This window comes from Streptomyces bottropensis ATCC 25435, assembly GCF_000383595.1.
Lineage (GTDB): Bacteria > Actinomycetota > Actinomycetes > Streptomycetales > Streptomycetaceae > Streptomyces > Streptomyces bottropensis.
This window is the reverse complement of the sequence record NZ_KB911581.1, coordinates 2,401,922-2,428,530: the sequence shown is the minus strand read 5'-3', so window position 1 is coordinate 2,428,530 and position 26,609 is coordinate 2,401,922. Positions and strand designations below refer to the sequence as shown.

General features: G+C 70.2%; 19 protein-coding genes and 1 pseudogene. 9 read left to right on the top strand and 11 right to left on the bottom strand.

The window, feature by feature from the left end; all coding sequences use genetic code 11:
* Nucleotides 1-83: 83 nt before the first annotated feature.
* From STRBO_RS0110690 to ngcE, 4 genes are all read right to left on the bottom strand, one after another.
* A complete protein-coding gene (locus STRBO_RS0110690; protein ID WP_020114178.1) occupies nt 84-1,283 on the bottom strand; it encodes an ROK family transcriptional regulator in 1,200 nt (399 codons plus the stop codon).
* A 201-nt stretch (nt 1,284-1,484) separates the two neighbouring features.
* Nucleotides 1,485-2,417 (bottom strand): carbohydrate ABC transporter permease, encoded by a 933-nt coding sequence (locus STRBO_RS0110685; RefSeq protein WP_020114177.1) that lies wholly within the window; start codon nt 2,415-2,417, stop codon nt 1,485-1,487.
* Between the two features lie 21 nt (nt 2,418-2,438).
* Nucleotides 2,439-3,368, bottom strand: coding sequence for a carbohydrate ABC transporter permease (locus tag STRBO_RS0110680; RefSeq protein ID WP_005481845.1), 930 nt, complete (start codon nt 3,366-3,368; stop codon nt 2,439-2,441).
* A 136-nt stretch (nt 3,369-3,504) separates the two neighbouring features.
* Nucleotides 3,505-4,977 carry an N-acetylglucosamine/diacetylchitobiose ABC transporter substrate-binding protein gene (gene ngcE, locus STRBO_RS0110675; RefSeq protein ID WP_005481844.1) on the bottom strand — a complete coding sequence of 491 codons (1,473 nt, stop codon included), beginning with the start codon at nt 4,975-4,977 and terminating at the stop codon, nt 3,505-3,507.
* A gap of 471 nt (nt 4,978-5,448) precedes the next feature.
* Between ngcE and STRBO_RS0110670 the strand changes: the two genes are divergently transcribed.
* Nucleotides 5,449-9,246 (top strand): GH92 family glycosyl hydrolase, encoded by a 3,798-nt coding sequence (locus tag STRBO_RS0110670; RefSeq protein ID WP_005481840.1) that lies wholly within the window; start codon nt 5,449-5,451, stop codon nt 9,244-9,246.
* 100 nt (nt 9,247-9,346) lie between these two features.
* Here the strand turns inward: STRBO_RS0110670 and STRBO_RS0110665 are convergent, their stop codons facing one another.
* The 3 genes from STRBO_RS0110665 to acnA all read right to left on the bottom strand — a co-directional run bounded on the left by STRBO_RS0110665 (nt 9,347) and on the right by acnA (nt 14,645).
* On the bottom strand, nt 9,347-10,420 hold the full coding sequence (locus STRBO_RS0110665; protein ID WP_028796579.1) for a lytic polysaccharide monooxygenase auxiliary activity family 9 protein: 1,074 nt from the start codon (nt 10,418-10,420) through the stop codon (nt 9,347-9,349).
* Between the two features lie 272 nt (nt 10,421-10,692).
* Nucleotides 10,693-11,175: a hypothetical protein gene (locus tag STRBO_RS0110660; protein ID WP_005481837.1), complete on the bottom strand. Its 483-nt coding sequence runs from the start codon at nt 11,173-11,175 to the stop codon at nt 10,693-10,695.
* A 752-nt stretch (nt 11,176-11,927) separates the two neighbouring features.
* Complete coding sequence (acnA, locus tag STRBO_RS0110655) at nt 11,928-14,645, bottom strand: aconitate hydratase AcnA (RefSeq protein ID WP_028796578.1); 2,718 nt, start codon at nt 14,643-14,645, stop codon at nt 11,928-11,930.
* 787 nt (nt 14,646-15,432) lie between these two features.
* Between acnA and STRBO_RS0110650 the strand changes: the two genes are divergently transcribed.
* The 4 genes and pseudogenes from STRBO_RS0110650 to STRBO_RS0110635 all read left to right on the top strand — a co-directional run.
* Nucleotides 15,433-16,155, top strand: a complete 723-nt coding sequence (locus STRBO_RS0110650; protein ID WP_005481833.1) for a VOC family protein — start codon at nt 15,433-15,435, stop codon at nt 16,153-16,155.
* 109 nt (nt 16,156-16,264) lie between these two features.
* A complete protein-coding gene (locus STRBO_RS0110645; RefSeq protein ID WP_020114176.1) occupies nt 16,265-16,462 on the top strand; it encodes a DUF4236 domain-containing protein in 198 nt (65 codons plus the stop codon).
* A 115-nt stretch (nt 16,463-16,577) separates the two neighbouring features.
* The gene (locus tag STRBO_RS0110640) at nt 16,578-18,107 is read left to right on the top strand and encodes a helix-turn-helix domain-containing protein (protein ID WP_005481830.1); all 1,530 of its coding nucleotides are present in this window, start codon (nt 16,578-16,580) and stop codon (nt 18,105-18,107) included.
* A gap of 191 nt (nt 18,108-18,298) precedes the next feature.
* Nucleotides 18,299-18,634, top strand: a pseudogene (locus STRBO_RS0110635) (NAD-dependent epimerase/dehydratase family protein); the annotation flags it as partial.
* Nucleotides 18,635-18,679: 45 nt separating this feature from the next.
* Here STRBO_RS0110635 and STRBO_RS0110630 read toward each other — a convergent pair.
* Both STRBO_RS0110630 and STRBO_RS0110625 read right to left on the bottom strand, forming a co-directional pair.
* Nucleotides 18,680-19,792 (bottom strand): sensor histidine kinase, encoded by a 1,113-nt coding sequence (locus STRBO_RS0110630; RefSeq protein WP_020114173.1) that lies wholly within the window; start codon nt 19,790-19,792, stop codon nt 18,680-18,682.
* Nucleotides 19,793-19,794: 2 nt separating this feature from the next.
* Nucleotides 19,795-20,574, bottom strand: coding sequence for a response regulator transcription factor (locus STRBO_RS0110625; protein ID WP_020114172.1), 780 nt, complete (start codon nt 20,572-20,574; stop codon nt 19,795-19,797).
* A 126-nt stretch (nt 20,575-20,700) separates the two neighbouring features.
* Between STRBO_RS0110625 and STRBO_RS0110620 the strand changes: the two genes are divergently transcribed.
* From STRBO_RS0110620 to STRBO_RS0110610, 3 genes are read left to right on the top strand one after another with little or no spacing between them, the layout of a single operon-like run.
* Nucleotides 20,701-21,429, top strand: coding sequence for a glycosyltransferase family 2 protein (locus STRBO_RS0110620; protein WP_020665522.1), 729 nt, complete (start codon nt 20,701-20,703; stop codon nt 21,427-21,429).
* The gene (locus tag STRBO_RS0110615) at nt 21,426-22,043 is read left to right on the top strand and encodes a TIGR04282 family arsenosugar biosynthesis glycosyltransferase (RefSeq protein WP_005481823.1); all 618 of its coding nucleotides are present in this window, start codon (nt 21,426-21,428) and stop codon (nt 22,041-22,043) included. The genes STRBO_RS0110620 and STRBO_RS0110615 overlap by 4 nt, the downstream gene beginning before the upstream one ends.
* Nucleotides 22,040-22,837, top strand: coding sequence for a methyltransferase domain-containing protein (locus STRBO_RS0110610; protein ID WP_005481821.1), 798 nt, complete (start codon nt 22,040-22,042; stop codon nt 22,835-22,837). The genes STRBO_RS0110615 and STRBO_RS0110610 overlap by 4 nt, the downstream gene beginning before the upstream one ends.
* Before the next feature lie 361 nt (nt 22,838-23,198).
* Here the strand turns inward: STRBO_RS0110610 and STRBO_RS0110600 are convergent, their stop codons facing one another.
* Nucleotides 23,199-24,464, bottom strand: a complete 1,266-nt coding sequence (locus tag STRBO_RS0110600; protein ID WP_005481820.1) for a molybdopterin-dependent oxidoreductase — start codon at nt 24,462-24,464, stop codon at nt 23,199-23,201.
* A gap of 114 nt (nt 24,465-24,578) precedes the next feature.
* Between STRBO_RS0110600 and STRBO_RS0110595 the strand changes: the two genes are divergently transcribed.
* The gene (locus STRBO_RS0110595) at nt 24,579-25,940 is read left to right on the top strand and encodes a hypothetical protein (protein ID WP_005481818.1); all 1,362 of its coding nucleotides are present in this window, start codon (nt 24,579-24,581) and stop codon (nt 25,938-25,940) included.
* A gap of 227 nt (nt 25,941-26,167) precedes the next feature.
* Here the strand turns inward: STRBO_RS0110595 and STRBO_RS0110590 are convergent, their stop codons facing one another.
* On the bottom strand, nt 26,168-26,542 hold the full coding sequence (locus STRBO_RS0110590) for a peptidase inhibitor family I36 protein (RefSeq protein ID WP_005481816.1): 375 nt from the start codon (nt 26,540-26,542) through the stop codon (nt 26,168-26,170).
* Nucleotides 26,543-26,609: the final 67 nt, after the last annotated feature.

Here is a 26,609-nt window from a genome sequence, read left to right as displayed (position 1 = left end):
GAGGTGGCTGGAAGTCAACTCGGCCACACGTGCGACGTCAAGAAGTAAATCCTTAACGGGTTGGCAACGGCGTGTTTCGTTCTCTAAGTGAAGACAGGGGTTGCTGCGGAGAGGGTGCCGTCCAAAAGGGTCGAATCACCCATCTCGCTGAGGGCCAGGGCCAGGGCCCCGAGGACCTCGGCTCGGCCGCCAAGTGCCCCTGGCAACACCGAGAGTTGACGTGCGGCACTTGGGATCGCGTACCGGCCGACCGACTCCCTTATGGGTCCGAGAACCAGCTCTCCGGCCTCGGCGAGATCGCCACCGAGAACCACGCGGCTCGGGTTCAACAGATTGCAGAGATTGGCGACTCCACTTCCGATGTGTCGGCCGACGTCGGCGATCACCCGACGGCAGCCCGGATCCCCGTCCCTCGCCAACCGTACGACCCCTTCCATGGTCAGGTCGGTGCCATGGCTGGACTGGAGCAGCGGCAGCACATAGCGCGCGGCCGCGAAGGTCTCCAGGCAGCCACGGTTGCCGCAGCGGCAGACCGGGCCGGATTCATCAAGAGTAATATGCCCGATTTCTCCCGCTGTGCCACCCGGACCTCTGTAGATCTTGCCATCGATCACCAGTCCGGCCCCCACGCCGCTGGACACCTTGATGTACGCCAGGTCCCGCACCCCCCGGCCGCTGCCCCAGACCAGCTCACCCAGGGCGCCGAGGTTGGCGTCGTTGTCCACGTGCACGGTCACACCGAGCCGGTCGCGCATCTCGGCGGCGGGCTTGGTGCCGGTCCAGCCCGGCAGGATGGCCGTGGAGCCGAGCGAGCCGGACTCCACGTCGATCGGACCGGGCACGCCGAGGCCCACGCCGGCGATCTTCGCGCGATCCACCCCGATGGCCTCGATCAACCGGGTGACCAGCTGTTCCGCCCGGTCGAAACCCTGCGTGGAGGAGGCGTCCACGTCCAGCGGCTCGGCCTCCTCGGCGAGCACCTGATGGGCGAGGTTCCCTATCGCGACGCGCAAATGGGTGTGCCCGAAGTCCACGCCGATCACGATCCCGGCGTCCCCGCTGAGCGAGACCGCGCGCGCCCGCCGGCCGCCGGCCGACGTGGGCGTGACCTCGACGGTTCCGCCGTCCTTCAGCTCGCGCACGATGTTGGAGACCGTGGCGGCGGACAGACCGGTCGTCCTGGCGATCTCCGCCTGGGTCAGCGACCCGGCGAGCCGCACCGCCCGGACGACGCGTTCGAGATTTGCTCTGTGCAGCGACGACTGCGACCCCGGAGTCTCCATCGACTCATCCACTCCCGTCCCAGGACGGACGGCCCGCACGCCGCCCGTGACCCAGGCCACAGCCAGAAACCCGGGTCACTTACAAGTTGTGAACTCCAAGCTCCGCTGAACGGGTTACCGCAGTCAAGTCCTTGAGGGAAACTGGGACCGCCGAGTGACCACTAAATGTCACTCTGCGGCTACTTGAGGTCCCGGAACGGGCTACTTGAGGGTGGCCGAGGTGAGCCCCGCCTGCACCTGGCGCTGGAAGGAGAGGTAGACCACGAGCATCGGGATCATGGCGATGGTGACACCGGCGAAGAGGACGGGCAGGTCGGAGGCGTAGCCCTGCTGCTGCTGGAGCTGGATGAGTCCCTGGGTGAGGACGTACCGCTCCGGGTCGTCGCCGCTCTGGGGCTGCATGAGGACCGTGGGCAGGATGAACTGGTTCCACTGACCCAGGGTGTTGAAGATCCCCACACTGATCAGCCCCGGCTTGGCCATCGGCAGCATGACCTGGAAGAACGTCCGGGTGTGCGAGGCCCCGTCCAGGATGGCCGCCTCGAAGACCGCGGTGGGCAGCGTCCGGAAGAACGCGTGCATGAAGAACACCGTGAACGGCAGCGAGTAGGCGACGTACACCAGGATCAGACCCTGGTAGGTGTTCAGCATGTCCAGCCGTTTGACCATGAAGAACAGCGGCACCAGGGCGAGGAAGACCGGGAACATCGCCCCGGCGACGAAGAAGTAGTACAGCAGCCGGTTGCCCGTGAAGGGGTAGCGGGCCAGGACGTACGCGGCCATGGAGCCGAACAGCATGGTCAGCGGCACGGAGAAGACCAGCACGATGACCGTGTTGACGAAGTAGTCCCCGATGCCCTTGTCCCAGGCGCGGGAGAACACCTCCAGGGACCAGTTCTCGGGCCAGCCGAAGGCCGAGCCGCCGATCTGCGCGTCGGTCTTGAAGGCGCTGAGCACCAGCCACAGCAGCGGCAGCACGATCAGCAGGGCCCACAGGGCGAGGAAGCCGTGCGAGAAGACGTTCAGGACGACGCCTTCGCCGCGCTCGTCGCCCGGGCCGGTCCTGCCCTTGTCCACCGTCGGGCCGGTGGGGACCGAGTCGCCGCGCGAGGCGGTCTTGAGGGGTGCACTCATCACTTCTGTCGTATCTCCCGCTCAGAACTCGACGCGTTCGCGACGGGTGGCGCGCAGCATGACCACCGACACGATCAGGGTGAGGAGCAGCATCACGACGCCCATCGCACAGGCGTAGCCGCTCCTGCCGTACAGCAGGAAGTTCCGCATCATCACGGTCGCCATGACCTCGCTGTGGTGGTCGGGACCGCCCCCGTACTCGCCCGCGGTCATGGTGGAGACCAGGATGAACATGTCCATCGCCGCGATGCCGAGGTAGACCCAGGCGGTCTGCACGGAGTCCCACAGCAGCGGCAGGGTGATGCGGAAGAAGGTGTGGGCGCGGCCGGCGCCGTCGATCAGCGCGGCCTCGTAGATGTCCCTCGGGATGGCCTGCATGGCGGCGGAGAACAGCACGAGGTAGAAGCCGACACCGTGCCAGACGACGACCAGGATGAGCGCCCACAGCACGAAGTTCGGCTCGTTGAGCCATTCGACGGGGCTGCTCTCGTCGACCAGCCCCAGCTTCAGCAGCAGGCCGTTGAGCATGCCTCCGCTGTCGCTGCGGTACACGGCCCCGAACAGCACGGCGAGGATCGCCAGTGACAGCACCTGCGGGAAGAAGTAGACGATCTTGTAGAACCCCGACCCGGCGACCCCCGAGACCCCGCCAGCCCGGCCGCGTCCGCCCGCGTTCAGCATGAAGGCGAAGAACAGCGCGAGCAGGATGGTGATCACCGGGATGAACACCAGGAACAGGATGTTGTGCCAGATCGCCTGGAGGAAGATGTCGTCCTGGAACAAGGCCGTGTAGTTGTCCAGGCCGATGAAGGAGAACGTCTGCGACTGTCCCTTCCAGTCCGTCAGTGAATAGCCGAACGTCTGGATGTACGGCCAGATCACGAAGATCAGATAAAGCGCCACGGGGGCGAGAAGAAACCCCGCGACGAACCGGTTCTGCCCTTTACGCATTGGCGTTTCCCTGCCTCGGCTTCCATGAGACGAAAGGCGCGCCCCAGTTTTTCAGGGACGCGGGGAACCACGCGGTGAGCCACCACGAACTCGCAGCTCACCACAGTGCGCAGCTCCCCCGGCGCTCCGACGCCCCCTAGTCCCGACGGTTCTTCTTGGAATCGGGGTCCTTGGCCTGCTTGTCCACCGCGGCCTGCGCCCGCTTGAGCCATTCGGCCGGCTGGATCCGCTTGGCCATCAGTTCGTTCGACGCGTTCTGGATCGCCGTGTCCATCTCGCTGTACCACTCGGTGTACAGGTAACGGAACGTGTCGTCACCGGCGGCCTTGGAGACTTCCACCGTCGACTGGGTACCGGGCCGCAGGGAGACGCCGGTGTCGACCCCGTCCTTCACGATCGTCAGGGAGTTCGCCTCCTTGGCGAACAGCGTCGACCACTCCTTGGAGAGCATCATCCGCATGAATTCCTTGGCGGCCGGCAGGTTCTTCGCCTTGGACGGGATGATGAACGGCTCCCCGGAACCGGCCCGAATCGCCTCGAAGGGCATCACGCTGTCCGGGAGCACCGGCATCGGCATGAACGTCATCTCGAAGTCGTCCGGGGTCTGCTTCAGCTGCTCGTTCTCCAGCCAGGAGCCGGAGGTGATGAACACGGCCTTGTACTGGTTCCAGCGGGCCTGGGACTCGGTGTGGGTCAGGCCGTTCGTGCCGGGCATCAGATAGCCCTTCTCGACGACCTCGTAGATCGCCTCGACGCCGGCCTTCGCGGCGTCGGAGCCGACGAACGCCTTGGGGTCGAGGTTGTCGATCGCCTTCATGGCCTCCAGACCGCCCGTCTTGGCGATCAGGTCCATGATGGCGACGTTGATGTAGTACGGGTACTTCCCCTGGTGGGCGAGGCCGCCGATGCCCTTGGCCTTGGCCTCCTTGCAGATGGTGAGGAAGTCGGCCCAGGTCTTGGGCTCCTCCCAGCCGTTCTCCTTGAACAGCTTGCCGGAGTACCACAGGCCCCACACCGTGTAGATGTAGTTCAGGGCGACGACCTTGTTCTCCTGCATGCCCGCGTCGAGCGTGCCGGGGATCAGCGTGTCGCGGACCTTCTTGTCCGGGTCGTCGATCGAGGGGGCGTCCAGGATCTCGGCGAGGTCGAGGAGCTGGTCGTTCTTGTAGAGCACGTCGATCGGGATCTGCTGGGCGCCGGAGTCGTCGACGATGTCCGGCGGGTTGCCCGCGTTGAACCGCGGCTGGAGTTTGCCGGTGATCTCCTGGGTGCCGGTGTGGGTGGAGCTGACGCCCCACTTCTTCTGGAAGGCGGCCTCCCAGGCCCTGGCGTAGGCGTCGCCGTAGCCGCCCTTGAAGATGACGACGTCGAGCTTGCTGCCCTTCTTGACGCCGAAGGGGTTGGAGGCGGAGGTCTTGCCCTGGCTGTCCTCGGAGGTGTCGTCGTCGCCGCCCCCACTGGCACACGCGGACAGGAAGCTCATCGTCGGGACGGTGATCAGGCCCAGCGCGGCGGAACGCTTGATCAGATCGCGGCGGCCGACGCCTTCGGGGTCGGTGGCGGCGACCCCCTCGGGGCCGTTGTCGTTCTCAGCGGTAGTGGATCCCATGCTCAAGTCCTCGCCTTCTCCAGGACTCAGGCGGTGAACCGGATCCTCCCGGCACCGCGGTCGGTTCAAGCTGGGGTCGTGCGTGAGGATTCAACAGGGGCAAGACGGCGGTCGGCACGCGGACACGTCCGCGACCACGCTGATTCCCCCCGGGTAGGGCCTGTCCGCGGCTGTGTGACCACTATGCGGACGCCGACAGGTATAGTCCACTTCCCGCCAGCGGGGCAAGATCGAATGCAAGGTTGGCCATCGGTCTTTTCCGAGTTGAGACCTCTCGGAAATATGAGCGACCTTGCGCCACCTGACCGGAAAATCCCCGCCATTCCTCCCGGGTGGCGCACTCAACACCCTTGACACCACCCATCACTTCAACCCCTACTGGTCCCTGCGTTACGCGGTCGACAACGTTGTCCTCTTTCGATCATTTCTTGATCGAAAACTGTCTGCTGGACGTAGGGAGAGTGCTCGCTGATGCGGCACGGACGGGGTTCCACGGCGGCGCTCGGCGCCGCCGCGTTCGCACTGGTGGTGGCCTCGCAGGGCGCGGCGGTCGCGTTACCGGACCGGCCGGCGGCCGGGGAGCGGGAGTTCAGCTCCTCGTTCGAACCGGACGACCCGGCTCCGGACTGGCTCAGTACGACCGACACGGCACCGGACGGCTCCCCCCGAGCCTCCGGCGTCGACGGCGGCTACACCAGCGGCATCCCGGGCGACATCACCGACCATGTCACCGACGTCCGGGCCAGTGGCGAGAACACGGGCGGCGGGGAGGTGAAAGAGAACCTCGTCGACGGCGAGTCCGGCACCAAGTGGCTCACCTTCCAGCCCACCGGCTGGGCGGAGTTCGACCTGGACCGCCCGGCGAAGGTCGTCACCTACGCGCTGACCTCGGCGAACGACGTCGAGGCGCGCGACCCGAGGGACTGGGCCCTCAAGGGCTCCACCGACGGCAAGGAGTGGAAGACCCTCGACACCCGCTCCGGCGAAGACTTCGGGGAGCGCTTCGAGACGAAGTCGTACGACATCCCCGGCGACGCGGTGGCCGAGTACCGGCACTTCCGGCTCGACATCACCAGGAACAACGGCGCCTCGATGATCACCCAGCTCGCCGATGTGCGGTTCTCGACGGGCGGCGGGCAGGCACCCGCGCCGAAGGAGATGCTGTCGCTGGTCGACCGGGGCCCGAGCGGCTCGGCGACCGCCAAGGCCGGCATGGGCTTCACCGGCAAGCGGGCCCTGCGGTACGCCGGCCGGCACACCGCCGACGGCCGGGCGTACGCGTACAACAAGGTCTTCGACGTGAACGTGGCCGTCGAGCGGAACACGGAGCTGGCGTACCGGATCTTCCCCTCGATGGCGGACCGCGATCTGGACTACGACGCCACGAACGTCTCGGTCGACCTGGTCTTCACCGACGGCGGCTCGCTCAGCGACCTGGGGGCGCGGGACAGCCACGGGTTCCCGCTGTCGCCGCGTGGCCAGGGCGCGGCGAAGGTGCTGTACGTCAACCAGTGGAACGACGTGGTCTCCCGAATAGGCTCGGTCGCTGCCGGGCGGACCGTGGACCGGATCGTGGTGGCCTACGACTCCCCGAAGGGCCCGGCGCGGTTCCGCGGCTGGCTGGACGACGTCACACTGCGGGTGCGGGCGCCCGAGCGGCCGAAGGCGCATCTCTCCGACTACGTGGTGACCACCAGGGGAACGAATTCCAGCGGCGGTTTCTCCCGCGGCAACAACTTTCCGGCGACCGCGGTGCCCCATGGCTTCAACTTCTGGACGCCGGTGACCAACGCCGGATCACTGAGCTGGCTGTACGACTACGCGCGGGCCAACGACGCGGACAATCTGCCGACCGTCCAGGCGTTCAGCGCGAGTCATGAGCCGAGCCCGTGGATGGGCGACCGTCAGACCTTCCAGGTGATGCCCTCGGCCGCCGCCGGCACCCCCGAACTGAGCCGTACCGCACGGGCGTTGGCCTTCCGGCACGAGAACGAGACGGCCCGGCCGCACTACTACGGGGTCCACTTCGAGAACGGCGTCAGGGCCGAGATGGCGCCCACGGACCACGCGGCGGCGCTGCGCTTCACCTACCCCGGTGACGACGCGAGCGTCCTCTTCGACAACGTGACCGACCAGGCGGGCCTGACCCTGGACAAGGAGGCGGGAGTCGTCACGGGGTTCTCGGATGTGAAGTCCGGACTCTCCACGGGCGCGACCCGCCTCTTCGTGTACGGGGTGTTCGACGCGCCGGTCACGGACGGCGGCTCGACCGGTGTGAAGGGCCACCTCCGCTTCGACGCCGGCGCGGACCGCACGGTGACGCTCCGCCTGGCCACCTCACTGATCAGCCTGGACCAGGCGAAGGACAACCTGCGCCAGGAGATCCCGGACGGCACGGCCTTCGAGACGGTGAAGGACCGGGCGCGGGCGCAGTGGGACCGGATCCTGGGGAAGGTGGAGGTCGAGGGTGCGACCCCCGACCGGCTGACCACGCTGTACTCCAGCCTCTACCGGCTGTACCTGTACCCCAACTCCGGCTTCGAGAAGGTGGGTTCGAAGCACCGGTACGCCTCGCCGTTCTCCCCCATGACCGGCCAGGACACCCCGACCCACACCGGCGCGAAGATCGTCGACGGCAAGGTGTACGTCAACAACGGCTTCTGGGACACCTACCGGACGACCTGGCCCGCGTACGCGCTGCTGACGCCCGGTCAGGCGGGCCAGATGGCCGACGGGTTCGTACAGCAGTACAAGGACGGCGGCTGGACCTCCCGCTGGTCCTCCCCCGGCTACGCGGACCTGATGACGGGCACCTCCTCGGACGTGGCGTTCGCGGACGCGTACGTGAAGGGCGTGGACTTCGACGCGAGGTCGGCCTACGAGGCGGCCCTGAAGAACGCCACGGTCGTCCCGCCGTCGTCGGGCGTCGGCCGCAAGGGCATGGCCACCTCGCCCTTCCTCGGCTACACCTCCACCGACACCCACGAGGGCCTGTCCTGGGCCCTGGAGGGGTATCTCAACGACTACGGCATCGCCCGGATGGGCCGGGCCCTGTACCGGGAGACGGGCGAGAAGCGGTACGCGGAGGAGTCCGTCTACTTCCTCGACAGGGCGCGGAACTATGTGAAGTTGTTCGACGACAAGGCCGGTTTCTTCCAGGGCCGGGACGGCCGGGGCGCCTGGCGGGTCGACTCCTCGGCGTACGACCCCCGCGTCTGGGGCCACGACTACACCGAGACCAACGGCTGGGGATACGCCTTCACCGCGCCGCAGGACAGCAAGGGCCTGGCCAATCTGTACGGCGGCCGGAGCGGGCTGGCGAAGAAGCTGGACACCTACTTCACCACCCCGGAGACGGCCTCCCCGGACCTCGTCGGCTCCTACGGCGGGGTCATCCACGAGATGACCGAGGCCCGTGACGTGCGCATGGGCATGTACGGCCACTCCAACCAGGTCGCCCACCACGCGATCTACATGTACGACGCCGCCGGGCAGCCCTGGAAGGCCCAGGAGAAGGTCCGCGAGGTGCTGTCCCGCCTCTACGTCGGCAGCGACATCGGCCAGGGCTACCACGGCGACGAGGACAACGGCGAGCAGTCCGCCTGGTTCCTGTTCTCCGCGCTCGGCTTCTACCCGCTGGTGATGGGCAGCGGCGAGTACGCCGTCGGCTCCCCGCTGTTCACCAAGGCGACCGTGCACCTGGAGAACGGCAGGGACCTGGTGGTCGAGGCCCCGAAGAACAGCGCGCGGAACGTGTACGTGCGGGGCCTGAAGGTCAACGGCAAGGCGTGGACGTCGACGTCGCTGCCGCACTCGCTCCTCGCCCGGGGCGGCACGCTGAGGTTCGACATGGGCCCGAAGCCGTCCCGCTGGGGCACCGGGGAGAGCGCTGCCCCGGTGTCGATCACGAAGGACGACAGGGCTCCGGCGCCCCGCTCGGACGCCGTCGAGGGTGACGGCGGGCTGTTCGACGACACCTCGGCGACGAAGGCGACCGCCGGGACGGTGGCGCTCCCGGTGCCGGCCCGCACGAAGGCGGTCCAGTACACGCTGACCTCGTCCGACCGTACCGAGGCGCCGGCCGGCTGGACCCTCCAGGCCTCCGCCGACGGCACCGACTGGAAGACCCTCGACCGGCGCTCCGGCGAATCCTTCGCCTGGGACCGCCAGACCCGGGCCTTCTCGATCACCACCCCGAGGGCGTACGACCACTACCGCCTCGTCCTCGACGACAGCGCGACGCTGGCGGAGGTGGAGCTGCTGTCCTGACCGGTCGGGGCCGGGTGCCGCGACGCACCCGGCCCCGACCGGACCGGCGGGGCGGCCCCGGGGCTCCCGAGCGTGTGAGCGTCCCCGCCGGATCGGACCCTCAGCCCACCCGGCAGGGCAGCGTGGTCGCGCTGTCACCTCCTGACCCCTGGACCACATAGCCGAACGAGGCGGTCTCGCCGGGATCCAGCTCCCCGTTCCAGTTGGCGTTGTGCACCATCACGTTCTGCCCGCTGTAGGTCGCGCTGCCGCTCCAGAGGCTGTCGACCCGCTGCCCGGACGGCAGGGTCCAGTCGACCATCCAGCCGAGCATCGGCACGTCACCGGTGTTGGTGACGACGACCTCGGACTGATAGCCGCCGGACCAGTTGCCCGTCGTACGCCGGGTGGCGGCGCACTCGCCCGGCACCGGCTCGCTGGGGTTGCCGGGCTGCTTGATGCCGGTCACCTCACCGTTGCCGCCGTCGAAGACGATGTCGGAGCAGGAGTAGAAGGTCTCCTGGCTGTCGGAGCGCTGCCACACCATGTAGACGAGGTGGCGGCCCGACTTGTTCGCGGGAAGCCGGCCCTGCCAGGAGTAGTTGGCCTCGACCGTGCCCGGACTGCCGGTCAGCGGCGGGTGGTCGACGCTCAGGAACGGCTGTGCCTCCAGGTCGTTCCAGGTGAGCGTCTTCGTCGGGTCGAAGCCGTCCTTGGTGATGTAGACGTAGAACCAGCCCGGGTGCGCCGCCCACGCGTTGTAGGAGAAGTCGATGGTCGCGCCGGCGGTCAGATGGGTCAGCGGCCAGTCGGCGCTCGGGGTGTTGAACCCGGTGAAGTTGGTGTTGCCACCGCTGCACAGCTGCCCGTCGGGGACGAAGCCGCGGGTACGGCCCGCGCCGTCCGAGCGGAGCACCGAGAACCAGTTGTAGAACGGGGTCGTCCCGCTCACCTGCTGCGCGGAACGACACGCCGGGTTGATCGGCTTGATCTCACCGGTGTCGGTCAGCCCGTCCTGCCAGCACAGGAAGGTGCGGCTACCGGGTTTCATCGGGGTGCCGTGCGCCTCCGCCCTGCCGCTGCCGGCCGCGAGGACCAGGCCGAGCGCCGGGATGGTGGTCACAAGGGCGAGCAGGACGAGCAGGAGTGCCTGGTGGCGTCGGGGCAGCCTTAATCGTAATCTTGTCACGTGCATGACATAGTCTCCTTGCGTGTACGGCTTGGAGGTGGGGGGACGTGCGCGTGCCGGTGCGGAAGCGCGGGTGTGCGGTGCCGGCGTGCGGATGCCGGTGTGCGATGCCCGTGCGTGGATGAGTGGTGCGGGGTGGGAGCTGGCCCGGGCACGGCGGGTTCCGGTCCGCCGCGCTCATATGGGAGCGCTCCCACCCCCACCTACTCCGGAAGCTAGCGCGGAGCGCCGCGCTTGTAAACGGCTGCGGCCGGCCGCTGTCCCCCGCGAGGGTTCCGTCAGGTCGCCGGTCCTCGCGTCCAGGAGCGCTCGGCGCGGCGGCGGACGTCGGTCAGCAGGCGGCGGGTGTGCTTCGCGTGTGTGCCGGTGCCGAGGACGAGGAGGCGGTAGAGGCCGCCGGCCGGGCCCGGGAAGGCGGCGCGGGTTTCGGCGCGAAGACGGATGTGGTCCGGCCCCTCCGCGTCGAGGCGGAAGGTCCACGTGTAGGAGGAGAAGCGGTGGCGGCCCAGGAGGGTCAGCTCCCGGGGCGGGGTCGCGGCCGCCGTGCGGAAGCCGGGGAACGTCGTCGCGCCCTCCACGGGCGGGCGCGGTCCGGCGGCCGTGTGGTCGGCGCAGCCCACGAGCTTGGCGTAGCGGACCACGGCGGGACGGGAGAAGGCCCAGTCGAGCGTCTCGGCGAGGGCCCACCAGACGTCATCGGCGTTCGCCTCGACGAGGACGGCGTGCTCGTCGACGAACGGGAGAGGGGCGCTGCGCCGCATCGGTGCATCCATGGGCCAAGTCTTCGCCCTGCGGCCTCGACATCGCCAGGGTTTCGTCCGGCGGGGTTCGCGACAGCAGGTGGGGCCGCTTCCCCGCGCACCCGGCCGGCAGTTGGCCGCGCAGGGCTCGGGGGGTGTCGACGGGGCTGCTCGTCGGTCGGCCTCGGCTGCCTGGTCCCGTCGGGCGACCGGCTCCACGGGGGCCGAGGCCTGGTGGCTCTGGTGGGCCTGGTGGGCCCGATAGACCCGGCGGACCCGGCGGACCTGATGGACCCGGTGGGCCCGAAGCACCGGCGGACCTGATGGCCCCCAGGCATCCGACGGACGGTGATCCGGTGGGTGCCGAGGCCGGGCACGGTCCTGGGGTGCGTGGAGCGGGCGGTCGCGGCACCGTCGGGCGGGATGCCGTCGGACGCGGCGTCGTCGGGGCCGGCCCGCCGACGCCGAACTCTCGGAGGCCGACCGGGCGTCGACCCGGCTGCCGGCGGCCGGGAAGAAGGACGAGGCGGTCGCCCGTCAGCTGGGCGTGAGCCTGCGGACCCTGCGCCGCCGGGGAGCGACCTCCAGGAGCCGCCGGGCGCGGCGAGCCGCTTCCGGCCGGGGGCGCGGGCGGCGCGGCGCGGCGCGGCTGGTTGTAGCGCGCCCCACCGGTCGGCCGCAGGGGTGGGGCTGTAGGGAACGGCTGCCGGGACGGCGAAGGGCCGCATCCCCGTCGCACGGGGATGCGGCCCTCGACTGCCGTACCGGTCCGCCTACTTGCGGATCAGGCTGCGCAGCACGTACTGCATGATGCCGCCGTTGCGGTAGTAGTCGGCCTCACCGGGGGTGTCGATGCGGACGACCGCGTCGAACTCGACACCGGTGTCGGTGGTGACCTTGACCGTGCGCGGGGTGGTGCCGTTGTTCAGCTCCTCGACGCCGGTGAAGGAGAAGGTCTCCTCGCCGGTCAGGCCGAGGGCCTGGGCCGAGGCACCCTCCGGGAACTGCAGCGGGAGCACGCCCATGCCGATGAGGTTCGAGCGGTGGATGCGCTCGTAGGACTCGGCGATGACGGCCTTGACGCCGAGGAGGGCCGTGCCCTTGGCCGCCCAGTCACGGGACGAACCGGAGCCGTACTCCTTGCCGGCCAGGATGACCAGCGGGATGCCCTGCTCGATGTAGTTGCGGGAGGCGTCGTAGATGAACGACACCGGACCGCCGTCCTGGGTGAAGTCGCGGGTGTAGCCGCCCTCGGTGCCCGGCGCGATCTGGTTGCGCAGGCGGATGTTGGCGAACGTGCCGCGGATCATGACCTCGTGGTTGCCGCGGCGCGAGCCGTAGCTGTTGAAGTCACGACGCTCGACACCGTGCTCCGTGAGGTACTTGCCTCCGGGGGTGTCGGCCTTGATCGCGCCGGCCGGGGAGATGTGGTCGGTGGTGACCGAGTCGCCCAGCTTGGCGAGCACGCGGGCGCCGGCGATGTCCGAGACCGGGGTGGTCTCCATCGTCATGCCCTCGAAGTACGGGGGCTTGCGGACGTACGTCGACTGCGGGTCCCACTCGAAGGTGTTGCCCTCGGGGATGGACAGGGCCTGCCACTGGGCGTCGCCCGCGAAGACGTCGGAGTAGGACTTGGAGAACATGTCCTCGCCGATGGCGTTCGCCACGACGTCGTTGACCTCGGCTTCGGAGGGCCAGATGTCGGCCAGGAAGACCGGCTTGCCCTCCTGGTCCACACCCAGCGCGTCGCGCGTGATGTCCACCTTCATGGAGCCCGCGAGGGCGTACGCGACGACCAGCGGCGGGGAGGCCAGGTAGTTCATCTTGACGTCGGGGTTGATCCGGCCCTCGAAGTTACGGTTGCCGGAGAGCACCGAAGTCACGGCCAGGTCATGGTCGTTGACGGCCTTGGAGACCTCCTCCGGCAGCGGGCCGGAGTTGCCGATGCAGGTGGTGCAGCCGTAACCGACGAGGTTGAAGCCGACCTTGTCGAGGTAGGGGGTCAGGCCCGCCTTGTCGAAGTAGTCGGTGACGACCTTGGAGCCCGGGGCGAGGGTGGTCTTGACCCACGGCTTGCGGGTCAGGCCCTTCTCGACCGCCTTCTTCGCCACGAGCGCGGCGGCGACCATGACGTACGGGTTCGAGGTGTTGGTGCAGGAGGTGATGGCCGCGACCGTCACCGCGCCGTGGTCGATCTCGTACGTCGAGCCGTCGGGGGCGGTCACGGTGACCGGGTTGGACGGGGCGCCGTTCGGGGCGACGGCCGGGGAGTCGGAGGCCGGGAAGGACTCCTTGCCCGCCTCGTCCACGGCGTCGACGTAGTTGAGGACGTCCGTCTTGAACTGCTCGGCGGCGTTCGCGAGGACGATGCGGTCCTGCGGGCGCTTCGGGCCGGCGATGGAGGGGACGACCGTGGAGAGGTCCAGCTCCAGCTTCTCGGAGAAGTCGGGCTCGGCGGCCGGGTCGAGCCAGAGGCCCTGCTCCTTGGCGTACGCCTCGACGAGCGCGAGCTGCTGCTCGCTGCGGCCCGTGAGCTTCAGGTACTTGATGGTCTCGCCGTCGATCGGGAAGATCGCGGCGGTCGAGCCGAACTCGGGCGACATGTTGCCGATGGTGGCGCGGTTGGCGAGCGAGGTGGCGGCCACGCCCTCGCCGTAGAACTCGACGAACTTGCCGACGACACCGTGCTTGCGGAGCATCTCGGTGATGGTCAGCACGAGGTCGGTGGCGGTGGTGCCGGGGGGCAGCTCACCGGTGAGCTTGAAGCCGACGACGCGCGGGATGAGCATGGAGACCGGCTGGCCGAGCATCGCGGCCTCGGCCTCGATGCCGCCGACGCCCCAGCCGAGCACACCGAGGCCGTTGACCATGGTGGTGTGCGAGTCGGTGCCGACGAGGGTGTCGGGGTACGCCTGGCCGTTACGGACCATGACCGTACGGGCGAGGTGCTCGATGTTCACCTGGTGGACGATGCCGGTGCCGGGCGGGACGACCTTGAAGTCGTCGAACGCGGTCTGGCCCCAGCGCAGGAACTGGTAGCGCTCCTTGTTGCGGCCGTACTCCAGCTCGACGTTCTGCGCGAAGGCCTCGCTGGTACCGAACTTGTCGGCGATGACGGAGTGGTCGATGACCATCTCGGCCGGGGAGAGCGGGTTGACCTTCGCAGGGTCGCCGCCGAGCGCCTTCACGGCCTCACGCATGGTGGCGAGGTCCACCACGCAGGGCACACCCGTGAAGTCCTGCATGATCACGCGGGCCGGGGTGAACTGGATCTCCTGGCTGGGCTGGGCCTGCGAGTCCCAGCCGCCGAGGGCACGGATGTGGTCGGCGGTGATGTTCGCGCCGTCCTCCGTGCGGAGCAGGTTCTCCAGCAGGACCTTGAGGCTGTAGGGCAGGCGAGCCGAGCCCTCCACCTTGTCCAGCCGGAAGATCTCGTACGACTCGTCGCCCACCTGCAGCGTGCTGCGGGCGTCGAAGCTGTTCGCCGACACGACAGTCTCCTTCATTCCATGTGCGCGTACCACCGCATCCTGCCGCCAGGCCCTCTTGGCCGATCCGCTAAGGTAAGGCTAAGTTAGGCACCCCTTACCGGGGTGGCGGCCGCAGTGCGCCTCGGCAGATATCTCGATGTCGAGATAACAGTAGTACATGGGCGCGGGCTGGTCATGCCCGGCCCGATGTGGCGTGCGCCAATCCCGTCGGGACGCGGGAGCGAGGGGTGCGGTGCCAGGGGCGCAGCGTGCGGTGCGCGGTGCGTGGGGCGCCGAGCGCGGGGGCTGGGGGCGGGGGCGATCACCGCATGCCCCGGCGCGACGTCGGGTGCCTGTCCGCGTGTCACGGGACGGTTGATTCGCGTCGCAGGGGGCGGCCCGTGCACTCACAGACGGCCCGTCCGGTCCCAGGGGTCGCCTCAACCGCCCGCAGACGTGCCGTCCGGCCCCTGGGTCGGCTCGTTCGCCCGCAGGGGGCGCCCGTCCGCGCCGTACGCCGATCGGCCGCCTCGCACGAGACGGTCCGTCCCCGCCGGACGGACCGGCCCGTCCGCCGCACGGTCCGGCCCCCTCGGCACCCCACCGATCAGTCCGCCCCACCGATCAGTCCGTCCCCACCGCACCGGCGTGCCCGCCGCCGTCCCACCGGCGAGCCCGCCACCTCGCACCGCCGCGCCTCTATTTGCGTTGCACCGCGATTCCCGCGCTTCCTAGCATGGTGGGCCTCATGGGCACGGGGACGAGCCCGGTGCGCGGCCGTGAGTCAGCGGATCGGAGATCCCCCGGCATGACCTCCCGCCTCCACGCACTCTGCTTCGACGCGAACGACCCCGCCGGCCTGGCGCGCTTCTGGGCCGGCGTCCTGGGCTGGGAGACCGTCGACGATCCCTACGGCGCCCTCGCGCTCGCGCCGAACGACGACACCGGGTTCCGGCTCCGCTTCCTGCCGAGCCAGGAGAAGAAGGCCGTCCCGAACCAGATGCACTTCGACCTCACCAGCAGGTCCCTGGACGACCAGCGGCAGACCGTGGCGAGGGTGCTCGACCACGGCGGCCGGCACATCGACATCGGCCAGCTCCCGGACGAGGAGCACGTGGTCCTCGCCGACCCCGAGGGCAACGAGTTCTGTGTCATCGAGCCGGGCAACGGCTTCCTCTCCGACTGCGGATTCATCGGCGCGCTCGCGAGCGACGGCTCGCAGGAGGTCGGGTACTTCTGGAGCCGGGCCCTCGGCTGGCCCCTGGTCTGGGACCAGGACGAGGAGACCGCGATCCGCGCGCCGCACGGCGGCCCGAAGGTCACCTGGGGTGGGCCGCCGCTGGCCCCGAAGGCGGGCAAGTACCGCCTCCACTTCGACCTCGCCCCGCCCGTCGGCGGCGACCAGCGGGCGGAGGTCGACCGTCTCGTCTCCCTGGGCGCGACGCCCGTCGACATCGGCCAGGGCGACGTCGAATGGGTGGTGCTCGCCGACCCCGACGGCCACGAGTTCTGCGTGTTGCCGCCCCGCTGACGCAGGCACGCGGAGCCAACCCCCCGCACCGAAGCCGCAGTTGCCGTCAAGTAGCAGGGATGCGAACGGCAGGAGGGGGTACCCGGTGTGCATCGGGAAGGAGGCACACATGCCGCTCACGTTCCGCAAGAGTTTCCGCATCCTGCCGGGTGTGCGACTGAACATCAACAAGCGCTCCTGGTCCATCACCACCGGAGGCCACAACGGCCCGCGCCACACCCACAGCAGCACGGGGCGCCGTACGACCTCGATGGACCTGCCCGGCCCGTTCGGCTGGCGCCGCACACGCAACGCCAGGCGTCACTGAGACCGCCGCCGTCGCCGCCGTACGGCTGACGCCCCGTCACCCGAATGGCCTCTCGTCACAACTCCAACGGACCCCTCAAGAGGCGTGATCTCATATCTGAGATAACCTCGGCCTCATGGCAGACGACTACCTCGAACGCATCGGCAAGCTCATTCGTGACGCAAGGCAGCACCGTGGCTGGACTCAGTCGCAGTTGGCGGAGGCGCTCGGCACGAGTCAGAGCGCGGTGAATCGTATCGAGCGCGGTAATCAAAACATCAGCCTTGAGATGATCGCCCGAATCGGTGAAGCCCTGGACAGCGAGATCGTCTCGCTGGGATACGCGGGTCCGATGCATCTGCGGGTGGTCGGCGGGCGCCGTCTGTCCGGTGCGATCGATGTGAAGACCAGCAAGAACGCGTGTGTCGCGCTGCTGTGCGCCTCCTTGTTGAACAAGGGGCGCACAGTGCTGCGCAGGGTGGCCCGCATCGAGGAGGTGTACCGCCTTCTGGAGGTGCTCGGCTCCATCGGCGTACGCACCCGGTGGATCAACGGCGGTGTGGACCTGGAGATCGTGCCGCCCGCCGAACTGGACCTGGCGGCCATCGACGCCGAGGCGGCCCGCCGCACCCGCTCGATCATCATGTTCCTCGGCCCGCTGCTGCACCGCATGGACCACTTCACACTCCCGTACGCGGGCGGTTGCGACCTCGGGACGCGGACGATCGAGCCGCACATGATCGCGCTGCGCCGCTTCGGCCTGGACATCACCGCCACCGAGGGGCTGTACCACGCCGAGGTGGACCGGTCCGTCAGCCCCGGCCGGCCGATCGTGCTGACCGAGCGCGGTGACACAGTGACCGAGAACGCGCTGCTGGCCGCCGCCCGGCACGACGGCGTGACCGTCATCCGCAACGCCTCCTCCAACTACATGGTCCAGGACCTCTGTTTCTTCCTGGAGGCGCTCGGCGTACGGGTGGAGGGCATCGGCACCACCACGCTCACCGTGCACGGGGTGCCGCACCTCGACGTGGACGTCGACTACTCACCCTCCGAGGACCCGGTCGAGGCGATGAGCCTGCTGGCCGCCGCCGTCGTCACCGAGTCCGAACTGACCGTGCGCCGGGTGCCGATCGAGTTCCTGGAGATCGAGCTGGCGGTCCTGGAGGAGATGGGTCTCGACCACGACCGCTCGGCGGAGTACGTCGCCGACAACGGCCGTACGCGGCTGGTGGACCTCACCGTCCGCCCGTCGAAACTCCAGGCACCGCTCGACAAGATCCACCCGATGCCGTTCCCCGGCCTGAACATCGACAACGTCCCGTTCTTCGCGGCCATCGCCGCCGCCGCGCAGGGCCAGACCCTGATCCACGACTGGGTCTACGACAACCGCGCGATCTATTTGACCGACCTCAACCGCCTCGGCGGCCGCCTCCAACTCCTTGACCCGCACCGGGTGCTGGTCGAGGGGCCCACCCGCTGGCGCGCCGCCGAGATGATGTGCCCGCCGGCCCTGCGTCCGGCCGTGGTCGTCCTGCTGGCGATGATGGCCGCGGAGGGCACGTCGGTCCTGCGCAACGTCTATGTCATCAACCGGGGTTACGAGGATCTGGCGGAGCGCCTGAACACGGTGGGCGCGCAGATCGAGATCTTCCGGGACATCTGAGCGGCGCCGGTGCCGTGCCCCCTGAAGGGGGCTCGGCCCGCATCCGCTTCCGCATCGCGTCCTTGACCGACTGCGGCGGGCCGATCGTCTTGATCTCCACCCGGGCGGCGTCCTTCCTCGGTCGGCGCATCGCCTGGGTGTCGCCTGGACCGGTCCGCGAGGACGCGCCGGTGGACCCTCGCAACATGTACGTGTTCGAGGACGGCCGACAACGGCGGGACTTCGTTCACGTGCGGAACGCGGCGGCCGCCGACGCGGCGGCACTGGAGGCGGATGCACCCGTCGGCGCGCTCGCCGCGTACGGCACCGGCAGCGGCGAGCCGCGCACCGTCGGGGAGATGGCGCGGGCGCCGGCCGCCGCGTACGGCGGGCCCGAGCCCGTGGTGACCGGGCCGTACCGCCTCGGGGACGTCCGGCACATCACGGCGGACTCATCGCGGCTGCGCGCGGGGCTGGGGTGGAAGCCGGAGGCCGGCTTCGCCGAGGGGATGCGGGAGTTCGCGCGGGCCCGGCTGCGCGGGGAGTGAGTGCTCAGCCGGACCTCGTCCGTGATTCTTCAGCGGGCCGTTCGCTCACGCCTTGACTGCGGGCAACGTCACCTCGAAGCGGCAGCCGCCGGGGATGTTGCGTACGGCGGCACGGCCCTGATGGGCCTCCACGATCCCGCGGACGATGGCGAGCCCGAGGCCCGCCCCGGCGGGCGGTGTACGCGCGTGCGTGCCGCGCCAGCCCGTGTCGAAGACCCGGGGCAGGTCCTCCTCGGGGATGCCACCGCAGCTGTCCGACACCGACAGCACCACGCCCTCGGGTGAGCGCTCGGCGGCGACGGCGACCGTGCCGTCGGCGGGTGTCCGGCGAATCGCGTTGACCAGGAGGTTGCCCAGCACCCGGCTCATCTCCTTGCCGTCCACCTCCACGGGGACCGGCTCGATGCGCCCGCCCACCAGCCTCACCCGGTGCTCGCGGGCGAGCGGGTCGGCTCCCGCGAGGGCGTCGCCGACCAGGTCGTACAGCGAGATCCGGGAGGGCGTGAGGGCGAGGGCCCCGGCGTGGATACGGGAGAGTTCGAAAAGGTCGCCCACCATGTCGTTGAGGCGTTCGACCTCGGTGCGGATCTGGCGCAGGTAGCGGTCGGGGTCGGCGGCGACGCCGTCCTCCAGCGCCTCGGACATCGCGCGCAGCCCCGCGAGCGGGGTGCGCAGGTCGTGCGAGATCCAGGCGACGAGTTCACGCCGGGAGGACTCCAGCATGCGTTCACGCTCCCGGGACTCGGTGAGCCGGGCACTGGTGGCCGCCAGTTCGCGGCTCAGCGCGGCGAGTTCGGCGGTCGCGGGGCCGACGGGAGCCGCGAATTCTCCGCCGTCGCCGAAGGAGCGGGCGGCGAGCTGGAGTTCGCGGCTGCGGGCGACGACCCAGCGGCCCAGCAGCAGCGCCGTGGACAGGGAGACGACGGCCGCCATCGCGACCACCGTCGTGACCACGGACAGGTCGTGCGCGGACAGGAACATCGCCCAGGCCACGGACAGCGTGCCCGCGAGCATCGCGGCCACGGCCACGGCGGCCACGACCGTGAGTGAGGCGGTCAGTGAGCGGCGGCGCAGCAGCCACAGCGCTCCCGCGCCCAGCAGCCCGGCCGCGCCGGCGCCGAGGAGGGCGTACAGGGCGATGAGGAGGGTGTCGCGCATGGTCACTCCCCACCCTGGCCGGAAGCGGAAGCGGGGGTGGGATCGAAGCGGTAGCCGACGCCCCAGACCGTCTGGATCAGGCGGGGCCGGGCCGGGTCGTCCTCGACCTTGTTGCGGAGCCGCCGGACGTGGACCGTGACGGTCGACAGGTCGCCGAAGTCCCAGCCCCACACCTCCCGCATGAGGTCTTCGCGGCTGTAGGCCCGGCCCGGATACCGGAGGAAGAACGTGAGCAGGTCGAACTCGCGGAGGGTGAGGGCCAGTTCGCCGCCGTTCTTGGTGGCGCGGCGGCCGGCGGGGTCGACGGTGAGGCCGGCCGCGCTCAGGGAGGGCGTACCCGCGAGGGGGCGTGTGCGGCGCAGCACGGACTCCACCCGCAGTACCAGTTCCCGGGGGCTGAACGGCTTGGTGACGTAGTCGTCCGCGCCCACCTCCAGGCCCAGGATGCGGTCGTCCTCGTCGCCGCGGGCGGTGAGCATGATGACCGGGACGGGGCCGCGTCCGCGCAACCGGCGGCACACCTCCAGGCCGTCCATGCCGGGCAGCATCAGATCGAGTACCACCAGGTCCGGCCAGTGCGTGGCGGCGCCGGCGAGTGCGCTCGGCCCGTCGCCGGCCCGGTCCACGACGTATCCGGCCCGGTCCAGATAGGTCGAGACGACCTCGGCGACCGTGGGGTCGTCGTCGACGACGAGGACACGGGTGCCGACGACCTCTTGGCCGGCCGACCCGGCTGCGTCCGGCTCGTACGGCTCGTACGGCTCGTACGGCTGATGCTCCATACCGACAGCCTCGCACCACGCGCCCTCCCGCGTCGCTCTCCGACTGCCCGCAGGCGCCGACGTCCGCGTTTCGTAAGGAGCTTCAGTCCGAAATGCACCGTTCGCGCTCGTAGGGTGAAAGCCGTGATGACCCCTTCCGCACCCGAGGACGTCGATGTCGTCCTCCCCTGTCTGAACGAGGCCGAGGCCCTGCCCTGGGTACTCGACCGCATCCCTCCCGGCTGGCGCGCCCTCGTCGTGGACAACGGCTCCACCGACGGCTCGGCCGACATCGCCCGCGCACTCGGCGCCACCGTCGTCCACGAAGCGCGCCGCGGTTTCGGCGCCGCCTGCCACGCGGGGCTGACCGCGGCCACGGCCGACATCGTGTGCTTCTGCGACTGCGACGCCTCGCTGGACCCGGCCCTGCTCGTGCCGTTCGTGCGGGAGGTCCAGCGCGGCGAGGCCGACCTGGTGCTCGGGCGGCGCCGACCGCAAAGCCGGGGCGCCTGGCCCACCCACGCCAGGGCCGGCAACCTCGCGCTCGCCCGCATGCTGCGCCGCCGCACCGGACTTCGCCTGCACGATCTCGGTCCCCTGCGCGCCGCCCGCCGCGAGGAACTGCTCGGCCTCGGCCTCACCGACCGGCGCAGCGGCTACCCCCTGCAGATGGTCGTACGCGCCGCCGACGCGGGCTGGCACGTCACCGAGCACGACGTCCCGTACCTGCCGCGAACCGGCGCATCGAAGGTGACGGGCACCTGGCGTGGAACCTGGCAGGCGGTACGTGACATGAGCCGCGTCCTGGCCGAGGCACCCGCCGTACCCGCCGAGAACGGGAAGCAGGCGCGAGCGCGAGGAGGGGTCCACCGATGACCACCCTGCTCGTCATCGCCAAGGAACCCCGCCCCGGCCGGGTGAAGACCCGGCTCACCCCGCCGTTCACACCCGAGGAGGCCGCGGCGCTCGCCGAGGCCGCCCTCGCGGACACTCTGCGCGCGGTGGCCTCGGCACCCGCCCGACGCCGGGTCCTGGTGTTGGACGGGACGGCCGGACCCTGGCTGCCGCCCGGCTTCGACGTCGTACCGCAGTGCGCGGGCGGTCTCGACGAACGGCTGGCCGCGGCCTTCGCCGGCTGCGACGGCCCGGCCCTGCTGATCGGAATGGACACCCCACAGGTGACACCGGACCTGCTGGCCGTGGACTTCGACGGGTGCGACGCCTGTTTCGGGCCGGCCGAGGACGGCGGGTTCTGGGCGCTCGGGCTGGCCGAGCCCGACCCCGAACTGCTGCGCGGGGTCCCGATGTCGACGCCCGCCACCGGCGCCGCACAGCGAGAACGGCTCGTTGCCGCGGGATTGCGCGTGCGCGACCTGCCGCGCCTGCGGGACGTCGACACGGCCGCCGACGCCGAGGCGGTCGCCGCCGTGGCGCCGCACGGCTGCTTCGCCGCGGAGCTGGCCCGACTGCGGGCGGTCGGCAGCCGATGAGCACGGCACACGAGGTGATGGTGCCGAGCACCGTGGAGCAGAACTGGTCCGCCGGCCCGTACGCCGAGGCCCTGCGGGCCGGGCATGGACCGCTCTTCCTGCGCCGTGGCGACGGCTGGCTGCTGCCCCTGGAGGTGGAACGGTGGTGTGCGCGGGCCGACGCCGTGGACCTGCAGGTGCTGGACCGGTGCGAGGGTGCCGTGCTGGACGTGGGCTGCGGGCCGGGGCGGCTGGTCTCCGAACTCGCCGCCCAGGGCCGCACCGCGCTGGGCATAGACGTCAGCGAGGCCGCTGTGACGCATACGGTGCGGATCGGAGGGCAGGCGCTGCTGACGTCCGTCTTCGAACCGCTACCGGATGAGGGCCGGTGGGGTACGGCCCTTCTCGTCGACGGAAACGTCGGCATCGGGGGTGACCCGGGCGCGCTGCTCGAACGGCTGGCCCGGCTCCTGGCGCCCGGCGGCCTGCTGATCGCCGAGACGGTCCCGGTGGACGTGGACGAGCGGCTCAGCGTCGACCTGGTCCGGGGCACCCGCGGCGCCTGTGTCACCGGCAACCCGGCAAGCGCGAGTGCCCCGTTCCCCTGGGCCCGGATCGGGACCCCGGCGCTGCTGCGGTACGCCCGTCCGCTGGACTGGCGTACCGTCGATCAATGGTCGGCCGGTGGCCGCTGTTTCGTGGCCCTGCGCAGCCGCGATGCCAGCAGCAGCGCCGAGCCGCCGAAAAGCACAGCGCTGATCAGCAGCCAGCGGGCGAGGAAGCCGTCCCCGGACAGGCCGGTCGCCGACGGGTAGTGGTCCGCCACCCGACCGCTGATCAGCGGGAACCACACCAGCAGAAGAAGCCCGGACAGAGCGGCCGGCACACGGACGTACAGGGCCCACTCCCGGTGTCCGGCCGCGCCGAGTGACCGTACGACCAGGCGGTCCGCCACCGCGTACAGCGGCAGCAGCACCAGGTCGTGGACCAGCGCCGCCCCCACGAACCACAGCGCCACCTGGAACCAGTCATCCGCCAGCAGGCGTACACCCGCATAGCCGGCCAGTGCGAACGAACAGGCCAGGAGCAGCAGTTGAAGGGGGCTGCCCACCTTCGGGCGGAGTCGCACCGCGGCTTCTCGCGCACGTTCCCTCACCTGTCCTCCCACCCGCCTTCTCACAGGTCACCGAAGGTCATCCGGGCCACCCACTTGGTGTTCAGCACACCGGGAGCAGCGGGGACGATGATGCGCGCCGGGTAGCCGTGGTCGGGGCTCAGCGGCTCACCGTTGACGTCCAGCGCCAGCAAGGAGCGCGGGTCGCGCACCTGATCGGCGCGCAGGGCCGCCCGGCGGAAGGCACCACGCCGCTGGAGGGACTCCACCAGGACATCGGGCGCCATGTCCGCCTCGTATCCCACCAGGGCGGCGAGATCCCGCAGCCGTACACCCCGCCACCACTGGTCGGAGGTCGACCAGCCCTCCACACAGGCAATGGGCAACGCCGAACTGCGCAAGGGGAGATCCAGCAGCTCGGACCGGCTCAGACGGACCGTCCCGGCGGGCCCGGTGACGACCAGCCGCCACGCCTCCTCGCTCGTGTCCGACGCACGGATCCCCCTGGACGCTGCCGTCTTGTTGATCTGGAAGCCGTTCGGGCCACTGCCCGGATCGGCGCCCCCGTGCGGTGCGAGGAGGGCTGTCCGCCGCAGCGGACCGTCGAAGTTCTGCCCCACGGTGGTCCCGAACAACAGCAGCGAACCGCCCCCGACCAGCCACAGCGCCCCGCGCCGCGACACGGTGGGCTCCGCAGGACGCGGGGAGACCAGTGGGAACTCCGGCTGCGCTCCGGCCTCCTCCTGAGGGCCGCTTCCTTCCCGCATGCGACGCAGATTGCGTACGGCGGCGGGCGCCCGCAGCACCACGTGCACGGCGAACGCGGCGAAGAACACCCACGCCCCGTAGAAGTGCAACGGGTAGAAGGAGCCGGGGAAGACGTAGTCCAGCTGGATGTTGAGCACACCCGTCACGAACTCGAAGAGCGCGCCGCCGACGAGCAGGAGCAGCGAGATCCGCTCCACCGCGTGGGCGAGCGACCTGGCCGGCGGGAGCGCGAACAGCTTCGGCACCACCGACCACAGCTTGGCCAGCAGGACGGGGACGAGGGTGATGCCCAGGGTGACGTGGATGCCCTGGTTGAGCCGGTACAGCCAGTACGGATCGGTCGGCCAGTCGAAGAGGTAGAAGCCGAGGAACCCCTTGTCCGGCGTCTTGTCGTTCACCGGCGACAGGTCGGGGTTGTAGGCGGCGTAGGACAGCAGCCCCGTCACGAACAGCACCGTGATCCCGCCGAGCAGCACGACACCGAGCACCGAGGTGAACCAGGGACCGCGCAGGGGACTGCGCCAGAAGCCGGGAGAAGTGGGAAGGCGTTGGTCGGGCATGTCCCGACCGTAGGCCGGGACCGACCCGCGAAGGGGTGCGCAACCCATGACGAAACGCTGACGTCAACGGTGCGGGCGACCGCGTTCACCCCCCTGCGCCCTAGCGTTCCCGGTGTGATCCGCACCCCTCACCGCGACCTCGCCGCCGCCCTGGCAGCAGTCGTCCTCGTCGTGGCCGGCATCCTGGTCGGCCGGCATCTGCACTTCACCTACGACAATCTGCACGTGGGCTGGCCACCCCTGTACGCGAAGTGGCGCCCGCACATCGGCCCGGGCACCCCGGCCGCCCTGGCGGTGGCGGTCGCCGTCGTCGCGTACGGGCCCGTCCTCGCGGCCCGGCTGCCCTGGCGCGCTCTCCTCACCACGGCCTGGGGCACAGCCATGGCCTGGACCACGTCCCTGGCCCTGGTCGACGGCTGGCACCGGGGCATCGCGGTGCGGCTCACCACCCGCTACGAGTACCTCCAGGTCATCGACCGCTTCGACGACATCCCCGCCACCCTGCGCGACTTCACCCACCACATCCTGCTCGGCTCACCGGACCACTGGCCCCCGCACGTCGCCGGACACCCGCCGGGGGCCACGCTCACCTTCGTCCTCCTCGACCGGATCGGCCTGGGCGGCGGGGGCTGGGCCGGGGTCTGGTGCATCACCGTCGGCGCCACGGCGTGCGTGGCCGTGCTGGTGACGGTGCGGGCGCTGGCCGACGAGGCCCTCGCCCGGCGGGCGGCACCGTTCCTGGTGCTGGCCCCGGCCGCGGTGTGGATGGGCACGTCGGCCGACGGGTACTTCGCCGCGGTCGCCGCATGGTCGGTGGCACTGCTCGCGTGCGCCGTGACCGGGCAGCCGGGGCGCCGCGCGCGAGCCGCCGCGTTTGGGTCCGGTCTCCTGTTCGGCCTGACCTGCTACCTCTCCTACGGTCTCACCCTCTTCGCGGTGATCGCGGCGGGAGTTCTGCTCCTCGGACGCGACCGGGCACGCCCACTCCCCCTCCTGCTCGCCGGAGCCACGGTCGCGCCGCTCGCCTTCACACTCGCCGGCTTCGACTGGTGGGAGGCCTATCACCTCCTGGTCGAGCGCTACCACCAAGGGGCCGGCGGCTTGCGACCCTACGGATACTGGGTCTGGGCCAACCTCGCCTGCACCGTCTTCGTCGTGGGCCTGGCGACCGCGGCGGGTCTGCGTCGTTGCGGCACCGCCCTCGTCAGGCAGGGCCGCGGCATCCTCACCCGACCCGACGGTCCGGGCGCCCCCGCCGCCGACGCCCGCCTCGCCCTGCTCGTGTCCGCCGCCGTACTCGCCCTCCTCGTGGCAGACCTGTCCGGGATGAGCAAGGCCGAGACGGAGCGCATCTGGCTGCCCTTCGCGATGTGGCTCCTCCCCGCATGTGCCTTCCTCCCCCGCCCCCGCACCTGGCTCACGGCACAAGCCTCCCTGGCCCTGCTCGTCAACCACCTCCTCCTGACGGGATGGTGACAGCGGGACAGCGGGGCCTCGACGCTGTTGCCCGCCCGCTGGGCGACCTCAGCCTGTGGAGGAGAGAATTCCGCCGCGTTCGCTGAAGCGGCCGATCCACCGAGACCGACGGCTTGGGCACCCGCCGACGGGTCAGCCACCAGCGACCACCCATTGCGGCAGGTCACCGCCACCGCACGCACGGCCGCCGCGGACATCCGCGGCGGCCGTGCGTGCGGTGGCGGGGTTCAGCACTCGCCGCGCCAGGTGGCCTTCTTGAAGACGACGCCGGGCGCGAAGTCCCACTTGTAGTCGCCCGGGCCCGGGTTGAAGTGGAGGCAGTCGCTGTACGTGCCCCCGTTGTAGGTCCAGGTGAGCTGGATGTGGTCGGCACCGGGGAAACTCGTGCCGTTGTTGAAGACGGAACGCCCACTGACGCTGCCGGACCAGTTGCCCTGGCTCTCCACGACCAGTGAACCGGTCTGACCCGTGCCGGAGTAGATGCAGAAGGCCCCCCGGTCGCAGCCGGGCGGGTTCGGTTCGGCGGACGCGGTGGGTGCCGCGACGGCCACGGCGGCCAGGGCGGCGGATGCGGACAGAGCCGCGATGGTGCGCTTGCGCATCGGGTTCTTCCCCCTTGGTCGGGTCCTGCTCCTTCGTTGCCCCCTCACTGTGGGCGACGGCGGTGCA

Excerpts from the sequence above, each read along its gene's own strand:
- STRBO_RS0110640 (WP_005481830.1), top strand. The coding sequence starts at position 16,578 with ATGGCAGACGACTACCTCGAACGCATCGGCAAGCTCATTCGTGACGCA.
- STRBO_RS0110620 (WP_020665522.1), top strand. The coding sequence starts at position 20,701 with ATGACCCCTTCCGCACCCGAGGACGTCGATGTCGTCCTCCCCTGTCTG.
- STRBO_RS0110680 (WP_005481845.1), bottom strand. The coding sequence starts at position 3,368 with ATGCGTAAAGGGCAGAACCGGTTCGTCGCGGGGTTTCTTCTCGCCCCC.
- STRBO_RS0110670 (WP_005481840.1), top strand. The coding sequence starts at position 5,449 with ATGCGGCACGGACGGGGTTCCACGGCGGCGCTCGGCGCCGCCGCGTTC.
- STRBO_RS0110650 (WP_005481833.1), top strand. The coding sequence starts at position 15,433 with ATGACCTCCCGCCTCCACGCACTCTGCTTCGACGCGAACGACCCCGCC.
- STRBO_RS0110660 (WP_005481837.1), bottom strand. The coding sequence starts at position 11,175 with ATGCGGCGCAGCGCCCCTCTCCCGTTCGTCGACGAGCACGCCGTCCTC.
- STRBO_RS0110685 (WP_020114177.1), bottom strand. The coding sequence starts at position 2,417 with ATGAGTGCACCCCTCAAGACCGCCTCGCGCGGCGACTCGGTCCCCACC.
- STRBO_RS0110625 (WP_020114172.1), bottom strand. The coding sequence starts at position 20,574 with ATGGAGCATCAGCCGTACGAGCCGTACGAGCCGTACGAGCCGGACGCA.
- STRBO_RS0110600 (WP_005481820.1), bottom strand. The coding sequence starts at position 24,464 with ATGCCCGACCAACGCCTTCCCACTTCTCCCGGCTTCTGGCGCAGTCCC.
- STRBO_RS0110590 (WP_005481816.1), bottom strand. The coding sequence starts at position 26,542 with ATGCGCAAGCGCACCATCGCGGCTCTGTCCGCATCCGCCGCCCTGGCC.
- STRBO_RS0110615 (WP_005481823.1), top strand. The coding sequence starts at position 21,426 with ATGACCACCCTGCTCGTCATCGCCAAGGAACCCCGCCCCGGCCGGGTG.
- STRBO_RS0110690 (WP_020114178.1), bottom strand. The coding sequence starts at position 1,283 with ATGGAGACTCCGGGGTCGCAGTCGTCGCTGCACAGAGCAAATCTCGAA.
- STRBO_RS0110610 (WP_005481821.1), top strand. The coding sequence starts at position 22,040 with ATGAGCACGGCACACGAGGTGATGGTGCCGAGCACCGTGGAGCAGAAC.
- STRBO_RS0110665 (WP_028796579.1), bottom strand. The coding sequence starts at position 10,420 with ATGCACGTGACAAGATTACGATTAAGGCTGCCCCGACGCCACCAGGCA.
- ngcE (WP_005481844.1), bottom strand. The coding sequence starts at position 4,977 with ATGGGATCCACTACCGCTGAGAACGACAACGGCCCCGAGGGGGTCGCC.
- STRBO_RS0110630 (WP_020114173.1), bottom strand. The coding sequence starts at position 19,792 with ATGCGCGACACCCTCCTCATCGCCCTGTACGCCCTCCTCGGCGCCGGC.
- STRBO_RS0110645 (WP_020114176.1), top strand. The coding sequence starts at position 16,265 with ATGCCGCTCACGTTCCGCAAGAGTTTCCGCATCCTGCCGGGTGTGCGA.